The 15,251-nt window shown below is 65.8% G+C and carries 16 protein-coding genes; 10 read left to right on the top strand and 6 right to left on the bottom strand.

The features are described from left to right. The 6 genes from D472_RS0113020 to D472_RS25435 all read right to left on the bottom strand — a co-directional run. A partial coding sequence (locus D472_RS0113020) for an NB-ARC domain-containing protein (RefSeq protein WP_026117650.1) occupies window positions 1-749 on the bottom strand: 749 nt, incomplete at its 3' end. Next, the gene (locus tag D472_RS0113015; RefSeq protein WP_017604922.1) at window positions 746-1,306 is read right to left on the bottom strand and encodes a DUF6879 family protein; all 561 of its coding nucleotides are present in this window, start codon (window positions 1,304-1,306) and stop codon (window positions 746-748) included. The genes D472_RS0113020 and D472_RS0113015, both read right to left, overlap by 4 nt. Further along, complete coding sequence (locus D472_RS0113010; protein WP_017604921.1) at window positions 1,303-1,521, bottom strand: hypothetical protein; 219 nt, start codon at window positions 1,519-1,521, stop codon at window positions 1,303-1,305. The genes D472_RS0113015 and D472_RS0113010 overlap by 4 nt, the downstream gene beginning before the upstream one ends. Before the next feature lie 377 nt (window positions 1,522-1,898). Beyond that, window positions 1,899-2,192 carry a hypothetical protein gene (locus D472_RS25440; protein WP_017604919.1) on the bottom strand — a complete coding sequence of 98 codons (294 nt, stop codon included), beginning with the start codon at window positions 2,190-2,192 and terminating at the stop codon, window positions 1,899-1,901. After that, window positions 2,189-2,407 carry a hypothetical protein gene (locus D472_RS0112995; RefSeq protein WP_017604918.1) on the bottom strand — a complete coding sequence of 73 codons (219 nt, stop codon included), beginning with the start codon at window positions 2,405-2,407 and terminating at the stop codon, window positions 2,189-2,191. Before D472_RS0112995 ends, D472_RS25440 begins: the two co-directional genes overlap by 4 nt. A 3-nt stretch (window positions 2,408-2,410) precedes the next feature. After that, on the bottom strand, window positions 2,411-2,944 hold the full coding sequence (locus tag D472_RS25435; protein ID WP_239642965.1) for an ATP-binding protein: 534 nt from the start codon (window positions 2,942-2,944) through the stop codon (window positions 2,411-2,413). 225 nt (window positions 2,945-3,169) lie between these two features. Between D472_RS25435 and D472_RS0112985 the strand changes: the two genes are divergently transcribed. From D472_RS0112985 to D472_RS0112940, 10 genes are all read left to right on the top strand, one after another. After that, entirely contained in the window at window positions 3,170-3,991 is an 822-nt protein-coding gene (locus D472_RS0112985) for a helix-turn-helix domain-containing protein (protein WP_026117649.1), read from the top strand. A gap of 3 nt (window positions 3,992-3,994) precedes the next feature. Next, a complete protein-coding gene (locus D472_RS27610) occupies window positions 3,995-4,189 on the top strand; it encodes a DUF397 domain-containing protein (RefSeq protein ID WP_026117648.1) in 195 nt (64 codons plus the stop codon). A gap of 46 nt (window positions 4,190-4,235) precedes the next feature. Continuing rightward, window positions 4,236-4,445, top strand: coding sequence for a DUF397 domain-containing protein (locus tag D472_RS27145; RefSeq protein WP_051045995.1), 210 nt, complete (start codon window positions 4,236-4,238; stop codon window positions 4,443-4,445). Window positions 4,446-5,984: 1,539 nt separating this feature from the next. Further along, entirely contained in the window at window positions 5,985-7,064 is a 1,080-nt protein-coding gene (locus D472_RS25430; protein ID WP_017604914.1) for a hypothetical protein, read from the top strand. Between the two features lie 195 nt (window positions 7,065-7,259). Then, entirely contained in the window at window positions 7,260-8,129 is an 870-nt protein-coding gene (locus D472_RS0112965) for a PRC and DUF2382 domain-containing protein (RefSeq protein WP_017604913.1), read from the top strand. Window positions 8,130-8,529: 400 nt separating this feature from the next. Beyond that, the gene (locus D472_RS0112960; protein ID WP_017604912.1) at window positions 8,530-9,924 is read left to right on the top strand and encodes a flavin monoamine oxidase family protein; all 1,395 of its coding nucleotides are present in this window, start codon (window positions 8,530-8,532) and stop codon (window positions 9,922-9,924) included. A gap of 169 nt (window positions 9,925-10,093) precedes the next feature. Beyond that, a complete protein-coding gene (locus tag D472_RS0112955) occupies window positions 10,094-10,429 on the top strand; it encodes a DUF2795 domain-containing protein (protein WP_017604911.1) in 336 nt (111 codons plus the stop codon). Between the two features lie 225 nt (window positions 10,430-10,654). Then, on the top strand, window positions 10,655-11,410 hold the full coding sequence (locus D472_RS0112950; RefSeq protein ID WP_017604910.1) for a CDP-alcohol phosphatidyltransferase family protein: 756 nt from the start codon (window positions 10,655-10,657) through the stop codon (window positions 11,408-11,410). Window positions 11,411-11,609: 199 nt separating this feature from the next. Further along, window positions 11,610-14,114 (top strand): mannose-1-phosphate guanyltransferase, encoded by a 2,505-nt coding sequence (locus D472_RS0112945; protein ID WP_026117647.1) that lies wholly within the window; start codon window positions 11,610-11,612, stop codon window positions 14,112-14,114. Between the two features lie 585 nt (window positions 14,115-14,699). Next, window positions 14,700-15,242, top strand: a complete 543-nt coding sequence (locus tag D472_RS0112940) for an FHA domain-containing protein (RefSeq protein ID WP_017604908.1) — start codon at window positions 14,700-14,702, stop codon at window positions 15,240-15,242. Window positions 15,243-15,251 lie beyond the last annotated feature (9 nt).

The raw sequence follows: 15,251 nt of genomic DNA, 5'->3' as shown, positions 1-15,251 counted from the left end.
ACCCTCAGAGCCAGAGGCAGGTGTGCACAGTGGCCGGCCAGGCTCCGGGCCGCCTGTGGCTGGGAGTCGACCCGAGCCCCGATCGTGTTTCGCAGCAGGTCCAGTGAATCGGACTGGGGTAGCACGCTCAGGGGTAGGCGTTGGGCCCCCTCTCGTGCCACCAGCCCGGACAGCGTGCTTCGGCTGGTGATCACGACCATGCATCCGAGCGATGAGGGCAGGAGAGGACGAGCCTGGGCCGCGTCGAACACGTCGTCGATGACGAGCAACAGATTTTTGCCGTGCACCTCGGAGCGGAAGAGGGCCGATCGAGCATCCACGTCCAAGGGGATGCGATCGGTGGGGACCCCCAGTGCCCGCAGGACCGTATCGAGGGCTTGGGAGGCTTGTGCGCGAGGTCCGGACGTATGGCCGTGCATGTTGACGTAGAGGTCGCCGTCTGGGAAATGGGGGCGTGCGTGATGGGCCCAGCGCACGGCCAACGCACTCTTGCCCACACCGGGTTGGCCGGCCAGGATCACGATCGGCACACTCGTGGCCGCATCCCTGGCCAGTTCGTCCAATCGCCGAAGTTGAGCCTTGCGGTCCACGAAACCGTTGGTGGGCAAAGGGAGCTGACGAGGCACGTTCGGGGACTGGGCCGGGCCCGAGGTGATGTGCACATCACCGTGCACGATCCCCGCCTGAACGAGGGTTTTGGGGGCGCCGTGCACCGTGTTGACGGTTCTGCGGTTGTCGGTGTCGGTCACAGGGGTCGCATGTCGGCGTCGAAGCGTTGCTCGTACTCGGGGAAGGTCGTGGCCATGTACAGGGCTCTGTCACGGATGACGTTGGCTCGCACGATCTCTTCGGGTTCGCAGATCAGTTCGGGGGCGAGCATGGTCCCGTCGGGCTCGTAGTTCATGCGAACCAGGACCTCGGAATCGAACAGCCAATAGTCGAACCGGGGGATGCCTTCGGGCCAAAATCCCGGTTCGGTGGGTATGACACGGACGTCCTCGCCCGCTTGGACGCTGGCGCGGTAGGCCGACACACATTCGAATCGCAGGTAGTCGGTGAGGGGTTCGGTGACCACGTGGACGCGGCGAAAGCTGCGCTTACCGCCGACGATACGGTTCCACTCCTGTTGGGAGTGGGTGGTGATCACCTCTCCGGTGGACAGGAAACGGTGGAACGCCTCCTGCTCATAGCCGACGTCGTAGACCTGGAGGGTTTCCAACCGAAAGGCGGTGTAGCGACATTCCTCGAAGAAACGATGGAACTCGCTCTCCTCGACCGGACGGGAAGCGATGTGCAGGGAGGTCACACGGTCCTCCGCCGATACCGTTCGAGGGCGGCGAACACGACCTTGGGAGAGATGCGTACGGCGGTCTCTCCAGGGAGGGGGTTGGCCAACTTCGCGAAGTCCGCTTCGGCGAGGCCGGTCCCCTGAACAACGAACTCGCCGGTGTCGGTGACGTAGACGGAGGGACAGCCCTTACCACCCGACTTGTCATCAGTGGCGAGCAGTTCCAGTTCCATGGCTCTCCGTTCGGGCCTGGGAGGAACGATCCTGGGCCTTGAAAATAACACGGAAGCCTTGCCCCATAAGGTTTTTGGCCACGTCTGGTCTAGTCGTCCACGTACCTTCTGCGGATCCGTTCCACTTCGTCCCCATCGTTCTCGCGTGACGCACGCACCAGCCGTTTGATGTCCACCGCCGCTAAGAAGTCTCCTAACGTGGTGAGAGGGGTGGGCCTCTCGCCGCTGATGTCGCTCTCTTCGCTCATGGGCTCCAGTCCACCATGCTCTTTCTCGAAAACCTCGTAGGACCACTCTCCTCCACGTGGAATCGGCCTCGATGAAATCGGGCGCCGCAGCCTGGGGAGGGCTGCGGCACCACGGGGTTCAGCGGGGTTCTAGTGGCGTGGTGGTGCGGTCGAGGTTGCGGCGACCACGCCGAGCAGTTCCTCGGCGCTGTCCGTGTAGACCAGGCGCATGCTTGGAGTGTGCGCGGCCCAGTACTGGCGGGTGTGCCGGCCGAACCAGATGGTCCAGCCCCGCTCACGCAGCGTCGCGAACCCGTTCGGACGTACCGTGCCGCTCTCGGGCACGGGACGAGGACGGGGAACGGTGGTGTGCCCAGGGTGACCGATGGGGCTTCGCCAACGGGGGAAGACCTCGGTGCGTGGCGTCCTGTCCAAGATGATCACTGCGCGCGCCTCCCCTCAGGGCTCAGGGCCCGACGCAGTTCGGCGAGGTCGGTGGCGGTGACCAGGTCGGCGGGGCAGGGGCAGCAGCGGCGGGCCAGGGTGGCGACGAACATCGGCCGTCCCGCATGGTCGTGGAGCCGGCAGATGAGGTGGTCGGGAAAGTCCGCGCGCAACTTCTGGAGCTCTTGGCTGGGGTAGAGGTGGTAACCGGCCACGGGTCACCACCCGCCCAGGTGGCGCAGGGGCCTGCGGGGCCGAGGGACGGTCGACGTTCGTTGGGTGGAGCCGAACGAGCCGTGTTCTCGCCGGTCCCAGTCCAGGGTGAAGAAGACGGCTTGGCCTTGGCGGGTGGGTTCGACGCCCCAGGTGGTGGACAGGGAGTCGACGAGGAAGAGACCCCGGCCGTGCTCGGCCTCCGGATCCGCCTGGACCGGCCGCAGGACCGGAACGCAGGTGTCACCGCCGCCGTGCACGGAGACGCGCAGGCAGTTCCTGGAGACGAAGACCGAGACGAAGAACGCCCTGGCGCGTGCTCCGGCGGGGGAGTGCAGCAGGGCGTTCGTGGCGAGCTCGCTCAGTATCAGCAGGGCGTCGTGGGTGGTGGACGCGGGCACGTGGGTCAGATTCAAGCGCCTGGACAGCCAGTCGCGCGCGTCCTTGACACAGGCCGGTTCGCCGGGGAAACGACCGAGGTAGCGCCGAAGCTCGGGCCGCCGAGAGGTTCGAGGCATAGGGGTACTACGCTCGTGCATTAGGTCCTCACCTGCTCCTAACAGGTTGTGGGCTCAGGCCCTGGTCAGGTGTGTCAGCACCCGGCCAGGGCCGTTTTGTGTCAGGGATCGCCCAACCTCGACTGGTTGCGCTGTGGAGGTGGGTGGCTCCCCGCAGTGACATAGTTCATCATGGATAGTCCATGTGCAAGGTGCATTTCAAAAAATAACGATGGTGGATAGGGCTGTTCTCGTTACGCTTCAGGCATGAAGAGTCCGACTGTGGGGCGTTGGCAGCTGGCCCAAGAGCTGGCGAAGCTTCGGAACGACAGGCCACGTGATCGGGTGGCCAAGGCCATCGATGTTGCGCCGAGCAGCATCACCAGGTGGGAGGACCCAAGTGGGGCGATCCCCCGGCGTCGGGACCTTCAGGCCCTGTTGCGGTACTACGAAGTTCCGGATGGTGAGGTCGGCCGCTACCTGGAACTGCGCGAACGCGCACGGGAGTCGGGCTGGTGGCAAAGGTATGGCATCAAGGGGGACTACGGCACCTTTATCGGCCTGGAGGGTGCCGCGCGTAAAATCCAGCGTTACGACGCCATCCACATCCCCGGGTTGTTCCAGACCGAGGACTATCAAAGGGCTCTGGCTGCTGGCCGCATGGCTGATGTCGATCAGGAAGAGATCGACCGGCTCATCGGTGTTCGGCAGGAGCGCCAACGAGTTTGGTCGAGTAATCGTTCGCAGACCTGGGTCATCATCGATGAGGCCGCCATCCATCGGTTGGTGGGAGGGGCGGCTGTTATGCGCACTCAGATCGAACACGTACTCGCGCTCATGGCAGAGCCTCACATCACTGTTCAACTGCTTCCCTATGAGGTGGGTGCCCACGCGGCAATGGAGATCGGTCCGTTCACCGTCTTTGATGTCGGAGCCCTCAGTGTTGTGCATGTGGAGCAGCACAAGAGCGTTCTGTTTCGGGACGATCCGCATGAAGTGGAGGAGCATCTGTGCGTACTGGATAAGCTGCGCATGGAAGCCCATGGGGACGCGAAGACCAAAGCTGGTCTGTACAATGCGCTGAGGTGAGATGTGAGAGTTCAGTGGTGCAAGAGTAGCTATTCCAAGGTGAGCGGAGATTGTGTGGAGGTCACTCACTTCACATCTGGGGAAGGCGGTATACGTGATTCCAAACAGCCTGAACTGGGATATCTGTCCTTCTCCTCTGCTGAGTGGAGCACCTTCGTTTCCGCCTTGAGTTCCAGAGGGTCTGTCAAGCTTGTGTAGACGGTGAAGTCGAGGCTTGAGGTGGGCAGCCCTGGTCGGAGACCTTGTGTTCCGGAAGTCGTCCTACAGCGACAACTGCGTCGAGGCGGCGCGCTGGCGTACCAGTAGCTATAGCGGTACAGGTAAAGAATGTGTCGAGGTGGCTGACGTCGACTCGGGTGCCTACGTGCGGGACTCCAAGCGGCCCGAACAGGGTCACCTCTTCTTCGCTTCCCCCGAATGGCACACCTTCGTCTCCTCCCTGAAGGCCGCCTGAGCCTGAAGCCTCACATCGAGCCCGCCCCGAACACCCGGGGTGGGCTCGGTCGTGTCCGCCCCGTCCGAACCAGAGGATCCAATCCCGACAGCGTATGTCAGCCAGGGTGGTCGGCTGCGGGCGTAGGTAGAGAGTTCATCGGTAGTCGAACAGGTGTGGGTGGTTTCCCCGTTTCCCGCCGCGTGATTGTGGCCGTCTCCACTACGCGCGTCAAAGCGATGTTGTGTCCTGATATTGCTTGGTTGGTGACCTTGACCCGTTTCGCTGCGACGGCGGTTCGGCGGCTGTTGGCAAAGGGGGAGGCGTAGTCGGGGCCTCAAGTCTTCGGGCTTCGCCCGAACCCCTCTGGGGTTCAAACCTCTTTCCGGCGGTGGCCGGCCGGATTCCTTCACCTCTGCCTGGTTTCCTCGGTGCGCGCGTCCCCGTGTGCGTGGGCAGAACAACGGAAAGACCTGCTACAGGTGGTCACGGGGTTGGGCGAGTCCCTGCGTGATACCGGCGTCGGTTGTAGTGACCGAACCCCCCCATGACCTTGGCGACCGGAGCCGGCCTCTTGGCTGTCTCCTGGGCAGGAGGGCCTGCTGGCTTTATCGTCACGGGATCAGTGATCACTGTGGGTGGGATTATTGCTAGTGGTTATTGTCTCTATCGAGACGCGAGTCAGTATGGAAGGTGAAGTTGGTGGCTAGAATGTTTGAACGGTGAGATCTTCGTGTTATCACTTGCCTCAGTTCAGTCCGCCCTGTATTGTCTTTTCTTGAGTTCAGCATTCGAGATGGGCCGCTGGTATTTGATTTATTAATCCTGCTTTGAGAAGAGATCATGTTGACTTTATTTCTCTATTCTATGTTTGTCCTGTCTTTTTCGTTGATGCTGGTGAGTTTTTTATCGAGGGAATTGGGAAAAGGACCCCAAGAAGTCTCCGTGTTGTTATATCAGTGATAGTTTTATTTACTTTTTCCCTTGCTTTTTTCGTATTGTATACGATGTGATATTGGTGTACGGCGTCAGCGGTTCTGGTTTGTGGCGATCTTAAAATAATCTGTTCGTGGGGCGGGGTGAAAATGCCATAGGGTTCGGCTTCTCGGTGCTGGTGCCTGTACGGGTCGAACCGTGGCCATGCGCGAGTCAGGGGGTGGGGACTGGGCGGCCGGGGTGAGCGGGTTCGGTGGCTCCAATGCCCCGGCCGTGCCCGCCCAGACGCCCGCCAGGCCACCTGTCCCGGCCGAAGGTCCGTTGCCGTTGCCGATGCCGTTGCCGGAAAGGGTGTTCGTCTCCGCGTACAGCGGGTCGCTTGGGATGGTATCGGGAAAGCCCTTTCCGTGCTAGCTTCCCGAACTCGGAGCGCTCCCTTGTCCCCGCTCGGCCCTTCGGGGCCAGTACAGGAGAAGCACCCATGCAGGACCCCCGACACGCCAGCCCCCGCCGTGAGAGGCGCACCCTCCACACCGCCCTGGTCGCCACCGCCGCCCTGGTCTTGGGCACCGGCCTGATCGCGACGATGAACCCCACGGGTACCGAAGCCGAACCCGTGNNCCCGTGGCCATCTCCGAGACCCCCGCCGCCGAGTGCGGCTCGGGCACCTACCACGCCGAAGCCGTCCAGGACGGATCCGGCTGGACCGTCCGCGCCGGTGGGCAGACCATCCACGAGGGCGGCGACATGCTCGCGGCCATGCGCGCCGCCGTCGACTCCCTGGATCCGAATCGCACCCGGCAGCAGGGCGTCGTGGTCCACGGCTCGGGCTCCATGCCCGCCAATACCTCACTGGACCTGCCCTCCCACACCCTGCTGGAGGTCTGCGGCACCATCGACGTCACCGGTCCGGTGGCCGCGAACCACGCCGCCGTGCGCATCCGCCACGTCCAGGACGTGGCCGTCCCCCACCTGTCCCTGACCGGGAGCCCCTACTTCGGGGTCTTCGTGCAAAGCGCCCAGAACGTCCACTTCGGCCAGATCGGCCTGCGCCTGTCCTCCGGGCTGGGCATGCGCGTGGACAGCCGCGACGACGATTCCGGGCGCATGGCCCGCGACATCAGCATCGACGACGTCTACGTCTCGGGTACCGACAACCACGGCGTGGAGACCTACGGGGTCGACGGGTTCACCGTGGGCACGGTCACCGCCCGGAACACCGGCTACTCGGGGTTGCTGCTCAACGACACCGAGAACGCCGACATCGGTCTGGTGGACGCCCAGAACGCCGGCACCGGCACCGGGTACGCCGCTTTGCGGATGGCCAACCGCAACGGCCGGGTCGCAGGCGCCTACCCCGCCAACATCAGGGTCGGCGAGGTCCGCGCCCGGGGCGGCGGACGCGGGATCTTCTGTGTGTCCGAGAGCGGCGGTGCCGTCATCGACCGGGTCGACATCGCCGATACCGGCAGCAACGCGGTACTCATCGAGAACTGCCACAACGTGACCATCGCCGCCCAGGGCGGAACGGTGCGGGGACCGGGCGACATCCGGATCGCCGCCCGGGACGAGTTCGCCAACACCTCGGGGGTCACCCTGTCCAACCTCACCGTGATCGACAGCGCGATCACCGAGCGGCCGTGCGCGATCAACACGATCGTGCGCGACGTGGTATTGGAGGGCAGCCGGGACGACACCTGCTGATCCGCAGGAGGTCAAAGGCGCTTCCATACGGACCCACTGTCCTTTCCATGGGTGTCAAGCCCGGGAATGGATTCGGTCCATATTCGTATAAGTCCTGTTCAAAGCAAGATAGCGGCCTCTGCCAGGGGTAGGGGGCGGGGGTGATCGGAGAAGGCGAACACCCCCGCCTCCCGCGAACCAGGAAGGGGTTGCGCAGTGGCCAGTGAACTCGTACCGGAAAACCTCATCGGACATCACGTGCTCGATTCGGAGGGAAGCAACGTCGGGAAGATCAAGCAGGTCTTCCTCGATGACAGGACGGGGGAACCGACGTGGGTCTCGGTCCACACCGGTCTGTTCGGGATGAAGGAGACCCTGGTGCCGCTCCAGGGCGCGCAGCCGGTGGAGGAGGACATCCAGGTCCCCTATGACAAGGCGACGGTCAAGGACGCCCCGCGGGTGGAGGCCGATCGGCACGTCTCACCCGAGGACGAGGCGATCGTGCGCGAGCACTTCGACCGACACGCTGAGGTGCCCCTCCAGGGCAGGGGAGAGAGCGACCGTTTCGCCGGGCCCCGCGAGGGTGAGGCGATGGGGACCGAACAGGAGGAATACCTGCGCGGGACCCCGGGTGGAATGGGCACCGACACCGCGGCGGGGGCCGGGTACGGGAGCGATGAACGGCTCAGGGGCCGGACCGGCGAGGACGAGGAAGAGATCTCGGTGGTCCGCCGCGAGGAGGAAGTGGACATCGGGGTCGAGCGTCGTGAGAGCGGCCAGGCTCGGATGCACAAGACCGTCGAGAGCGAGCGTTTCGACGAGACCGTTCCGCTGCACCACGACGAGTTGGAGGTGGAGCGTCGCCCGATCACCGATCCTTCCCAGGTGAGTGACGAGGGCTCGATGGAGGAGGACGAGGAGACCTTCACGCTCTACGAGGAGCGCCCCGTGGTCTCCAGGAAGCAGGTCCCGGTGGAACAGGTCCGTGTGCGCAAGCGTGACGTGGCCCATGAGGAGCACGTCGAGGGCGAGCGCCGCAAGGAACGGATCGAGTTCGACAAGGACGACGACGAGCCCACCAGCTGAGCGGGTCCGCCGTCGCGCGCCGGGTGCCCTCGGGCACCCGGCGCATCGCGCTGCCGTCCGGGCCGCCTTCCGAAGGGGACGAAAGGAAACCGAAAGCCTCGCGCGCTAGGTTTTCTGTTCGAGGGGCGCCGGAGGACGGACGGCGCCTCATGGTCAGTCCCTGCCCGTGGGCCCTCGGCCCGGGAAGGGAGCACCACCTGGGCGGTGGTCGGCGGAAGAGCGTCGACCACCGCCATCATTCTTTTCCACGCGCACGACGTACTCGTGTCCGATGCGGCCGTGATGCCCGGCCTTTTTCGAAGTCGTGTCCGAGCCGCCCTTGGTGTGTCGCCCCGGGGCCGGACGGGACGTGAGCTTAGGGTCGCATTGCTCGGCCGCCGACATGAGCAGGGGGAACGTGATGACCGAGGACGTGAACGGGAAGAACACCCGGGAAGAGGTCGGCGGCCAGGAGAGGGAGCCGCAGGAGACCACCGCGCCGCAGCCGCGTGGCCGCCGGGCCGAGGCCGGACGCGGTCACACCCTCGTCGTCGGGGCCGGTATGGCCGGCTTGGCCGCCGCGGACCTGCTCGCCGAACGGGGTGAGCGGGTCACCGTGGTGGAGGCCCGCGACCGCATCGGTGGACGGATCCACTCGGTGCCCGCCTGGGACGGGGTGACCTTGGACGTGGGCGCCTCTTGGATGCGGGGTTCGGAGAGCAACCCCCTGTCGCGCCTGGTCGAGAAGGTGGGGATCCGAACCGCCGCGTTCAACCGCTCCACCGAGACCGCCTACGACCCCAAGGGGCGCAGGCTACTGTTCGATCGGCACCGCCGCAACATGGAGGACGTCAACCTCCTCCAAGAGCACATGTTCTGGGCGACGGTCGGCGCCGGCCCCGAGGAATCCATGGAGCAGGGCATCGACCACGCCCTCTACGACGTCAACCTGGTCCGGGCCCGTGCCCGGGACGCCACCGAGATCGTCCACCGCATCGCCGAGGCCGACCACGGCGCCGCCGCCGAGGACATCGCCTTCTCCGCGGTCGGAAGCACCCACGAGTTCAGTGGTGACGACGTGGTCTTCCCCGATGGCATGGCCCGGCTCACCGACCATCTGGCCCGAGGGCTGGACGTGAGGTTGGAGCACGTGGTGCGGGCCGTCGCCCACGACGACGAGGGCGCGGCGGTACGCGTGGACACCCCGCGAGGCGAAGAGATCCTGACCGCCGATCGGGTCCTGGTCACCGTGCCCCTTGGAGTGTTGCAAAGCGGGCGGGTCGACTTCGATCCACCGCTTCCCCCCGACAAGCGCCAGTCCCTGGAACGTCTGGGCAACGGCCGACTGGAGAAACTCTTCCTACGCTTCGACGAGGTCTTTTGGGGGGACGCCGAGGTGATCGTGCACCTGGGCACCGAGAAGGGCACCTGGTTCCACTGGTACGCCGGCCAGAACGTGTTCGGGGTGCCGGTTCTGGTCAGCCGCAACGGTGGCGACGCCGCGCGACTCCTGGAAGGCATGGAGGACGGACAGGTGGTCGAGCACGCCATGGCCTCGCTGCGGAGCATGTTCAAGAAGGCGCCCGACCCGATCGACCACTACGTGACGCACTGGTCCGAGGATCCCTTCGCCCGGGGCGCCTTCTCCTTCACCGCGGTCGGTGCCAGGGACGAGGACCGCACGACTCTGGGCGAGCCCATCGGAGAGCGGGTCTTCTTCGCGGGGGAGGCCACCGACGTCGAGCACAGCGCGACCGTGCACGGGGCCATGATCTCGGGACTGCGTGAGGCCGAACGGATCCTGTCCTCGACCTGAGGTCGGACCGGCCCTCACCGCACGACCCGGAGAGCCTCCGTCCCCCTGGGGGGAGATTGTGCCCGGTGGCGGGCGGGTAGTGCGACCTCACGGAGCCCGCACCCCTGAACAGGAGCGTTGCGGGCGTGGGTCATGGAGCCACTGCCGAACAAGGAACGAGGGAACCATCATGAGGACCGAACACGGGGTCGAGGGTCTGAAGACGATTCTGGGCCAGGTGCCCTTTCCGGCCGACAAGGAACGGATCCTGGAGCGGGCGGCCTCCCTGGGCGCCGACGACGAGATCATGGGGGCGCTGAGGGCTATGCCCCCGGTCGACTACGACCGCCCCGACGACGTCCTGCGGTCGGTGCCCATGGACGAGTCCGATACGGACGCGCGCCCGGAGTCCCAGCGGGCTCAGCAGCGGCGGGAACACACCAAGCCCGGCTTGTCCGAGACGATGAAGGACACCGGGCCGGTGAACCCGATCGAGGAGGAGACCGGGGAGAACCGTAAGTCCTGAGCGGGTCGGGGCGGCGGCATCGGTGATCTCGCCTGGTGGTGTGCCCATGGGGTGGACGCACGAACCGGAAGATGGGTCCGTACGGGATACGATTGATCTGTGATCGTCCTGACGGGCCATAGGGGTACGACGGGGCGCGCGGCGGCGGGAATGACGGTCCCGCCGGCTAACGTGGGCGCCGTGGGGCGATTCGCGCGAGAAGGCAGACACGAGGCGGGGGGCGACTTGGCCGGCGCGGTGGTCAGTGACCGCATCTGGACGGTTCCCAACCTGTTGAGCATGCTCCGGTTGTTGGGCGTTCCGTTGTTCCTATGGCTCGTCCTGGGGCCCGAAGAGGACTGGTGGGCGCTGCTCGTGCTCGCGTTCGCCGGCCTTAGCGACTGGCTGGACGGCAAGATCGCCCGGGCCTGGAACCAGGCCTCCAGACTCGGTCAGATCCTCGACCCGGCGGCCGACCGCCTCTACATCTTCGCGGCCCTGCTGGGTTTGGTCGTCCGAGGAATCGTTCCCTGGTGGCTGATGGCCATCCTGGTCCTGCGCGACGTCCTCATCCTCGGTGCCCTGCCATTGCTGCGCTACTTCGGGTACGGCCCGCTGCCGGTGAACTTCGCGGGTAAGGCAGCCACGTTGTGTCTGCTGTACTCCTTCCCACTGCTCTTCGTCGCCGAATACGCCTCCATCGTGGCGGATGTGGCGAGAATTATAGGTTGGGCCTTCGCCCTCTGGGGAACGGCTCTGTATTGGTGGGCCGGATCGCTCTACGCCGTACAGGGACTACGCCTGATCGATCAGACCCGCCGCGCCGAACGCGCTGATTCCGCAGGTGCAGACACGGGAGCTCGGGACAGCGACGACGGACGCGGACCGTTCGCGGGACGGCACGATCCGACCACGACGGCGAGTGTCGATGGCAAGCCCGGCGCGGCACCACGGGGCTCGGACCGACCGGGCCACGAGAAGCAGGGCGACACCGGTTCCTGAGCCAGGGCACCGGCGATCCGGCTCACCAGAGTCCTGTCGGATCGAAAGGGAGTGTCATCTCCGTCATGAGAACATGTCCCACGGTGCGCGACGGCGCGTGCTCCGCACGTACGTCCCCCGCCGCCCCTGACGGTACATCCGTCCAGGGGGGCAGGCGATGAGCGCGCCCAACGAGAAGGCCACGCCCTCCGCACCCATGATGAAGGCCGTCGTGATGGCGGGTGGTGAGGGTACACGCCTGCGCCCCATGACCGCCAACCAGCCCAAACCCCTGCTGCCGGTGGTCAACAAGCCCATCATGGAGCACGTCCTGCGCCTGCTGCGCAAGCACGGCTTCACCGAGACCGTCGTCACCGTCCAGTTCCTGGCCACGCTCATCCGTAACTACTTCGGTGATGGCGAGGAGCTCGGAATGAAGCTCCACTACGTCGCCGAGGAGGTCCCCCTCGGAACCGCGGGCAGCGTCAAGAACGCGGAGGAACACCTACGGGGCGAGCCGTTCATCGTCATCTCCGGTGACGCGCTCACCGACATCGACCTCACCGACATGGTCCGCTTCCACAAGGAGCGCGGAGCCAAGGTGACCATCGGTCTCAAGCGGGTCCAGAACCCGCTGGAGTTCGGCATCATCATCGTCGATGAGCAGGGGCGCGTTCAGCGTTTCCTCGAAAAACCCACCTGGGGCCAGGTCTTCTCCGACACCGTCAACACCGGTATCTACATCATGGAGCCCGAGGTCCTCGAACGCGTCGCCGAGGGCGAGGTGGTCGACTGGTCCGGTGACGTCTTCCCGCAGCTGCTGGAGGAGGGCGAACCCCTCTACGGGTACGTCGCCGATGGCTACTGGGAGGACGTGGGCACCCACGAGAGCTACCTCAGCGCCCAGGCCGACGTGCTCTCCGGCAAGGTCGACGTCGAGATCGACGGTTTCGAGGTGTCCCCCGGGGTCTGGGTCGGCGAGGGCGCCGAGGTCAGCTCCGAGGCCATCCTCAAGGGCCCGCTCTACATCGGCGACTACGCCAAGGTCGAGCCCGGCGCCGAACTTCGCGAGTACACCGTGGTGGGCAGCAACGCGGTGGTGCGCGCGGAGGCCTTCGCCCACCGCACCGTGCTGCACGACAACGTGTTCATCGGCCGCGGCGCCAACCTGCGCGGTGCCGTGATCGGTAAGAACACCGACGTCATGGCCGCCGTGCGGGTCGAGGAGGGCGCGGTCATCGGCGAGGACTGCGTCATCGAGTCCGAGGCCTATCTGCACAACGACGTCAAGGTCTATCCGTTCAAGACCATCGAGGCCGGGGCGGTGGTCAGCACCAACGTCGTGTGGGAGTCGCGCGGCCAGCGCTCCCTGTTCGGGCCTCGCGGGGTCTCCGGCCTGATCAACGTCGAGATCACGCCCGAACTCGCGGTCCGTCTCGCCAACGCCTACGCCACCACCCTCAAAAAGGGTGCGATGGTCACCACCTCCCGTGACGTCTCGCGGGCGGCGCGCACGCTCAAACGAGCGATCATCAGCGCGCTCACCGCGGCCGCCATCGAGGTGCGCGATCTGGAGGTGGTGCCGTTGCCGGTGGCGCGTTTCCACACCTCTCAGAGCGGAATCAGCGGCGGTATCGTCGTGCGCACCAGTCCGGGTGATCCGGAGTCGGTGGACATCATCTTCCTGGACGGAGAGGGCGCGGACCTGTCGCCGGGCGCCCAACGCAAGCTCGACCGGGTCTTCTCCCGCGCCGAGTATCGCAGGGCCTTCCCAGGGGAGATCGGTGAACTCTCCTTCCTCGCCCGCAACGTGGAGAACTATTCGCACGACCTCCTACGCAACGTGGACACCTCCGGTGTGGCCGAGGCGGAGCTGAAGGTGGTCGTGGACTGCGCGGGCGGTACGGGCTCTCTCATCCTCCCCTCGTTGCTGGGGCGGATCGGTGTGGACGTGCTCACCGTCAACAACCGCCTGGACGAGGCCTCGCCCACCGACACGGTCGCCAAGAGGATGCGTGACCTGGAGCGGCTCGGAGAGTTGGTGTCCAACTCCAACGCCGACTTCGGGGTGCGTTTCGACCCGGTGGCCGAACGCCTGGCCATCGTGGACGAGAACGGCGAACTGATCGACGGCGACCGTGCGTTGCTGGTGGTGCTGGACCTGGTGGCCGCCGAACGGGGCGGGGGCACGGTGGCGCTGCCGGTGACCACTACCCGGGTGGCCGAGCAGGTGGCCCGCTCTCACGGTGTCGAGGTGCGCTGGACGGCCACCGCCACACACGAACTCACCAAGGCGGTGCGCGCCGAGAGCGACACGATCATCTTCGCCGGCGACGGTCGGGACGGATTCGTCGTTCCGGAGTTCAGCCCCACCAGTGACGGTATCGCCGCGTTCGTGCGGTTGTTGGGCCTGGTGGCCCGAGCCCGCCGGCCGATCGCCCAGGTCAACCGGGCGATCCCGAAGGCGCACCTGCTGCGCCGTTCGGTGCCCACGCCCTGGGCGATCAAGGGCAGCGTGATGCGCGCGGTGGTGGAGGCCGCGGAAGACCGTGAGCTGGACACCACCGACGGGGTCCGGGTGATCGAGTCGGACGGCAGCTGGGCCTTGGTTCTGCCGGACACGGCCGAAGCGGTCACACATCTTTGGGCAGAAGGTCCTGATTCGGACAGGGCGCAACGACTTCTGGACGAATGGGCCGCCGTCGTGGAACGAGCGGAGGGCTGAACGGAGCAGGCGTGGGTGCGGGGCGGTCTGGCCGTCCGCACCCACCCGGCCCGGGAGTGTCGGGCATGAACCTGCCCGAACCGCCAGGTCATCCCATGGTCTGGAAATTTGGGGGAATTCGCCCCGTACGCGACAGAACCAAACCCGCGGTCGTGGCATCTGTTCCCAAAGCAGGTGTTGGTTCCTCCCACGGGCTTCACCGGCGATACGGCGGCGCCCCGGGTGCCGACCCGATCGGCCCTCGTCGCAGATCCTCTCAAAGGGGTGCTCATGGCGGGCCCGGGGGGAGCGAAACCCTGTCTGGACAGGGATATGGTTTAAAGTCGAGTGTTCCCTGAAGCACCGCGTCACCGACCGCTTGGAGGATCCCGGCAACGGCGGATGCCCAACAAAGGGTGACAAGGAGTAAAACACGGGGGATGAGACCTAGCGACCGACCGTGTGGGGCGGTCCGCTGCAGCGACAGTGGAGCGTCCCGCCGTGTTCCGGGCCGTGGGCGGACACAGTGTCCGTCCTACGTCCGGAGCGCGCCACCGATCAGCCGAATCAAGCACCGCCCCGTGCGGTAGGAGGCCGAGCCGACCTATGTCGAGCGTTTACTGCACGCAGTGCGGTCACGCCGTTGCGGATGATGCCCGTTTCTGCTCCCACTGTGGAACTCCCATCCGTAGGGCCGAACAGCAGAGCCCTCGGCCCGACCCGGGCGGAGACTCCGCGGGAGATGTCACCTCGACCATCTCCATCTCCGGAATACAGGCCCTGGAGGAAGAGGACTCGGGTGAGGAGCTCGGCCGCGACGACCCGGCCGGCGCCGACGCTCTACCCCCGGGCACCGCCTTGCTCGTGGTCCGCCGTGGCCCCAACGCGGGGAGCCGTTTCCTGCTGGACAGCGACGTGACCACCGCGGGGCGCCACCCCAACAGCGACATCTTCCTCGACGACGTCACCGTCTCCCGGCGCCACGTGGAGTTCTTCCGTCGCGGTAACGGATTCGGTGTCCGTGACGTGGGCAGCCTCAACGGCACCTACGTCAACCGGGAACCGGTGGACGAGGCCGAGCTGGGCGGTGGGGACGAGATCCAGATCGGCAAGTTCCGCATGGTCCTGCTGACCAAGCCTCGCCGATGACGGATCGTT

Source organism: Nocardiopsis alkaliphila YIM 80379 (genome assembly GCF_000341005.1).
GTDB classification, from domain to species: domain Bacteria; phylum Actinomycetota; class Actinomycetes; order Streptosporangiales; family Streptosporangiaceae; genus Nocardiopsis; species Nocardiopsis alkaliphila.
The sequence above is the reverse complement of the archived record's forward strand: the minus strand, read 5'-3'. Positions and strand labels throughout refer to the sequence as shown.

Excerpts from the sequence above, each read along its gene's own strand:
- D472_RS0112940 (WP_017604908.1), top strand. The coding sequence starts at position 14,700 with ATGTCGAGCGTTTACTGCACGCAGTGCGGTCACGCCGTTGCGGATGAT.
- D472_RS0112945 (WP_026117647.1), top strand. The coding sequence starts at position 11,610 with ATGAAGGCCGTCGTGATGGCGGGTGGTGAGGGTACACGCCTGCGCCCC.
- D472_RS0112985 (WP_026117649.1), top strand. The coding sequence starts at position 3,170 with ATGAAGAGTCCGACTGTGGGGCGTTGGCAGCTGGCCCAAGAGCTGGCG.
- D472_RS0113010 (WP_017604921.1), bottom strand. The coding sequence starts at position 1,521 with ATGGAACTGGAACTGCTCGCCACTGATGACAAGTCGGGTGGTAAGGGC.
- D472_RS0112960 (WP_017604912.1), top strand. The coding sequence starts at position 8,530 with ATGACCGAGGACGTGAACGGGAAGAACACCCGGGAAGAGGTCGGCGGC.
- D472_RS25435 (WP_239642965.1), bottom strand. The coding sequence starts at position 2,944 with ATGCACGAGCGTAGTACCCCTATGCCTCGAACCTCTCGGCGGCCCGAG.
- D472_RS0112955 (WP_017604911.1), top strand. The coding sequence starts at position 10,094 with ATGAGGACCGAACACGGGGTCGAGGGTCTGAAGACGATTCTGGGCCAG.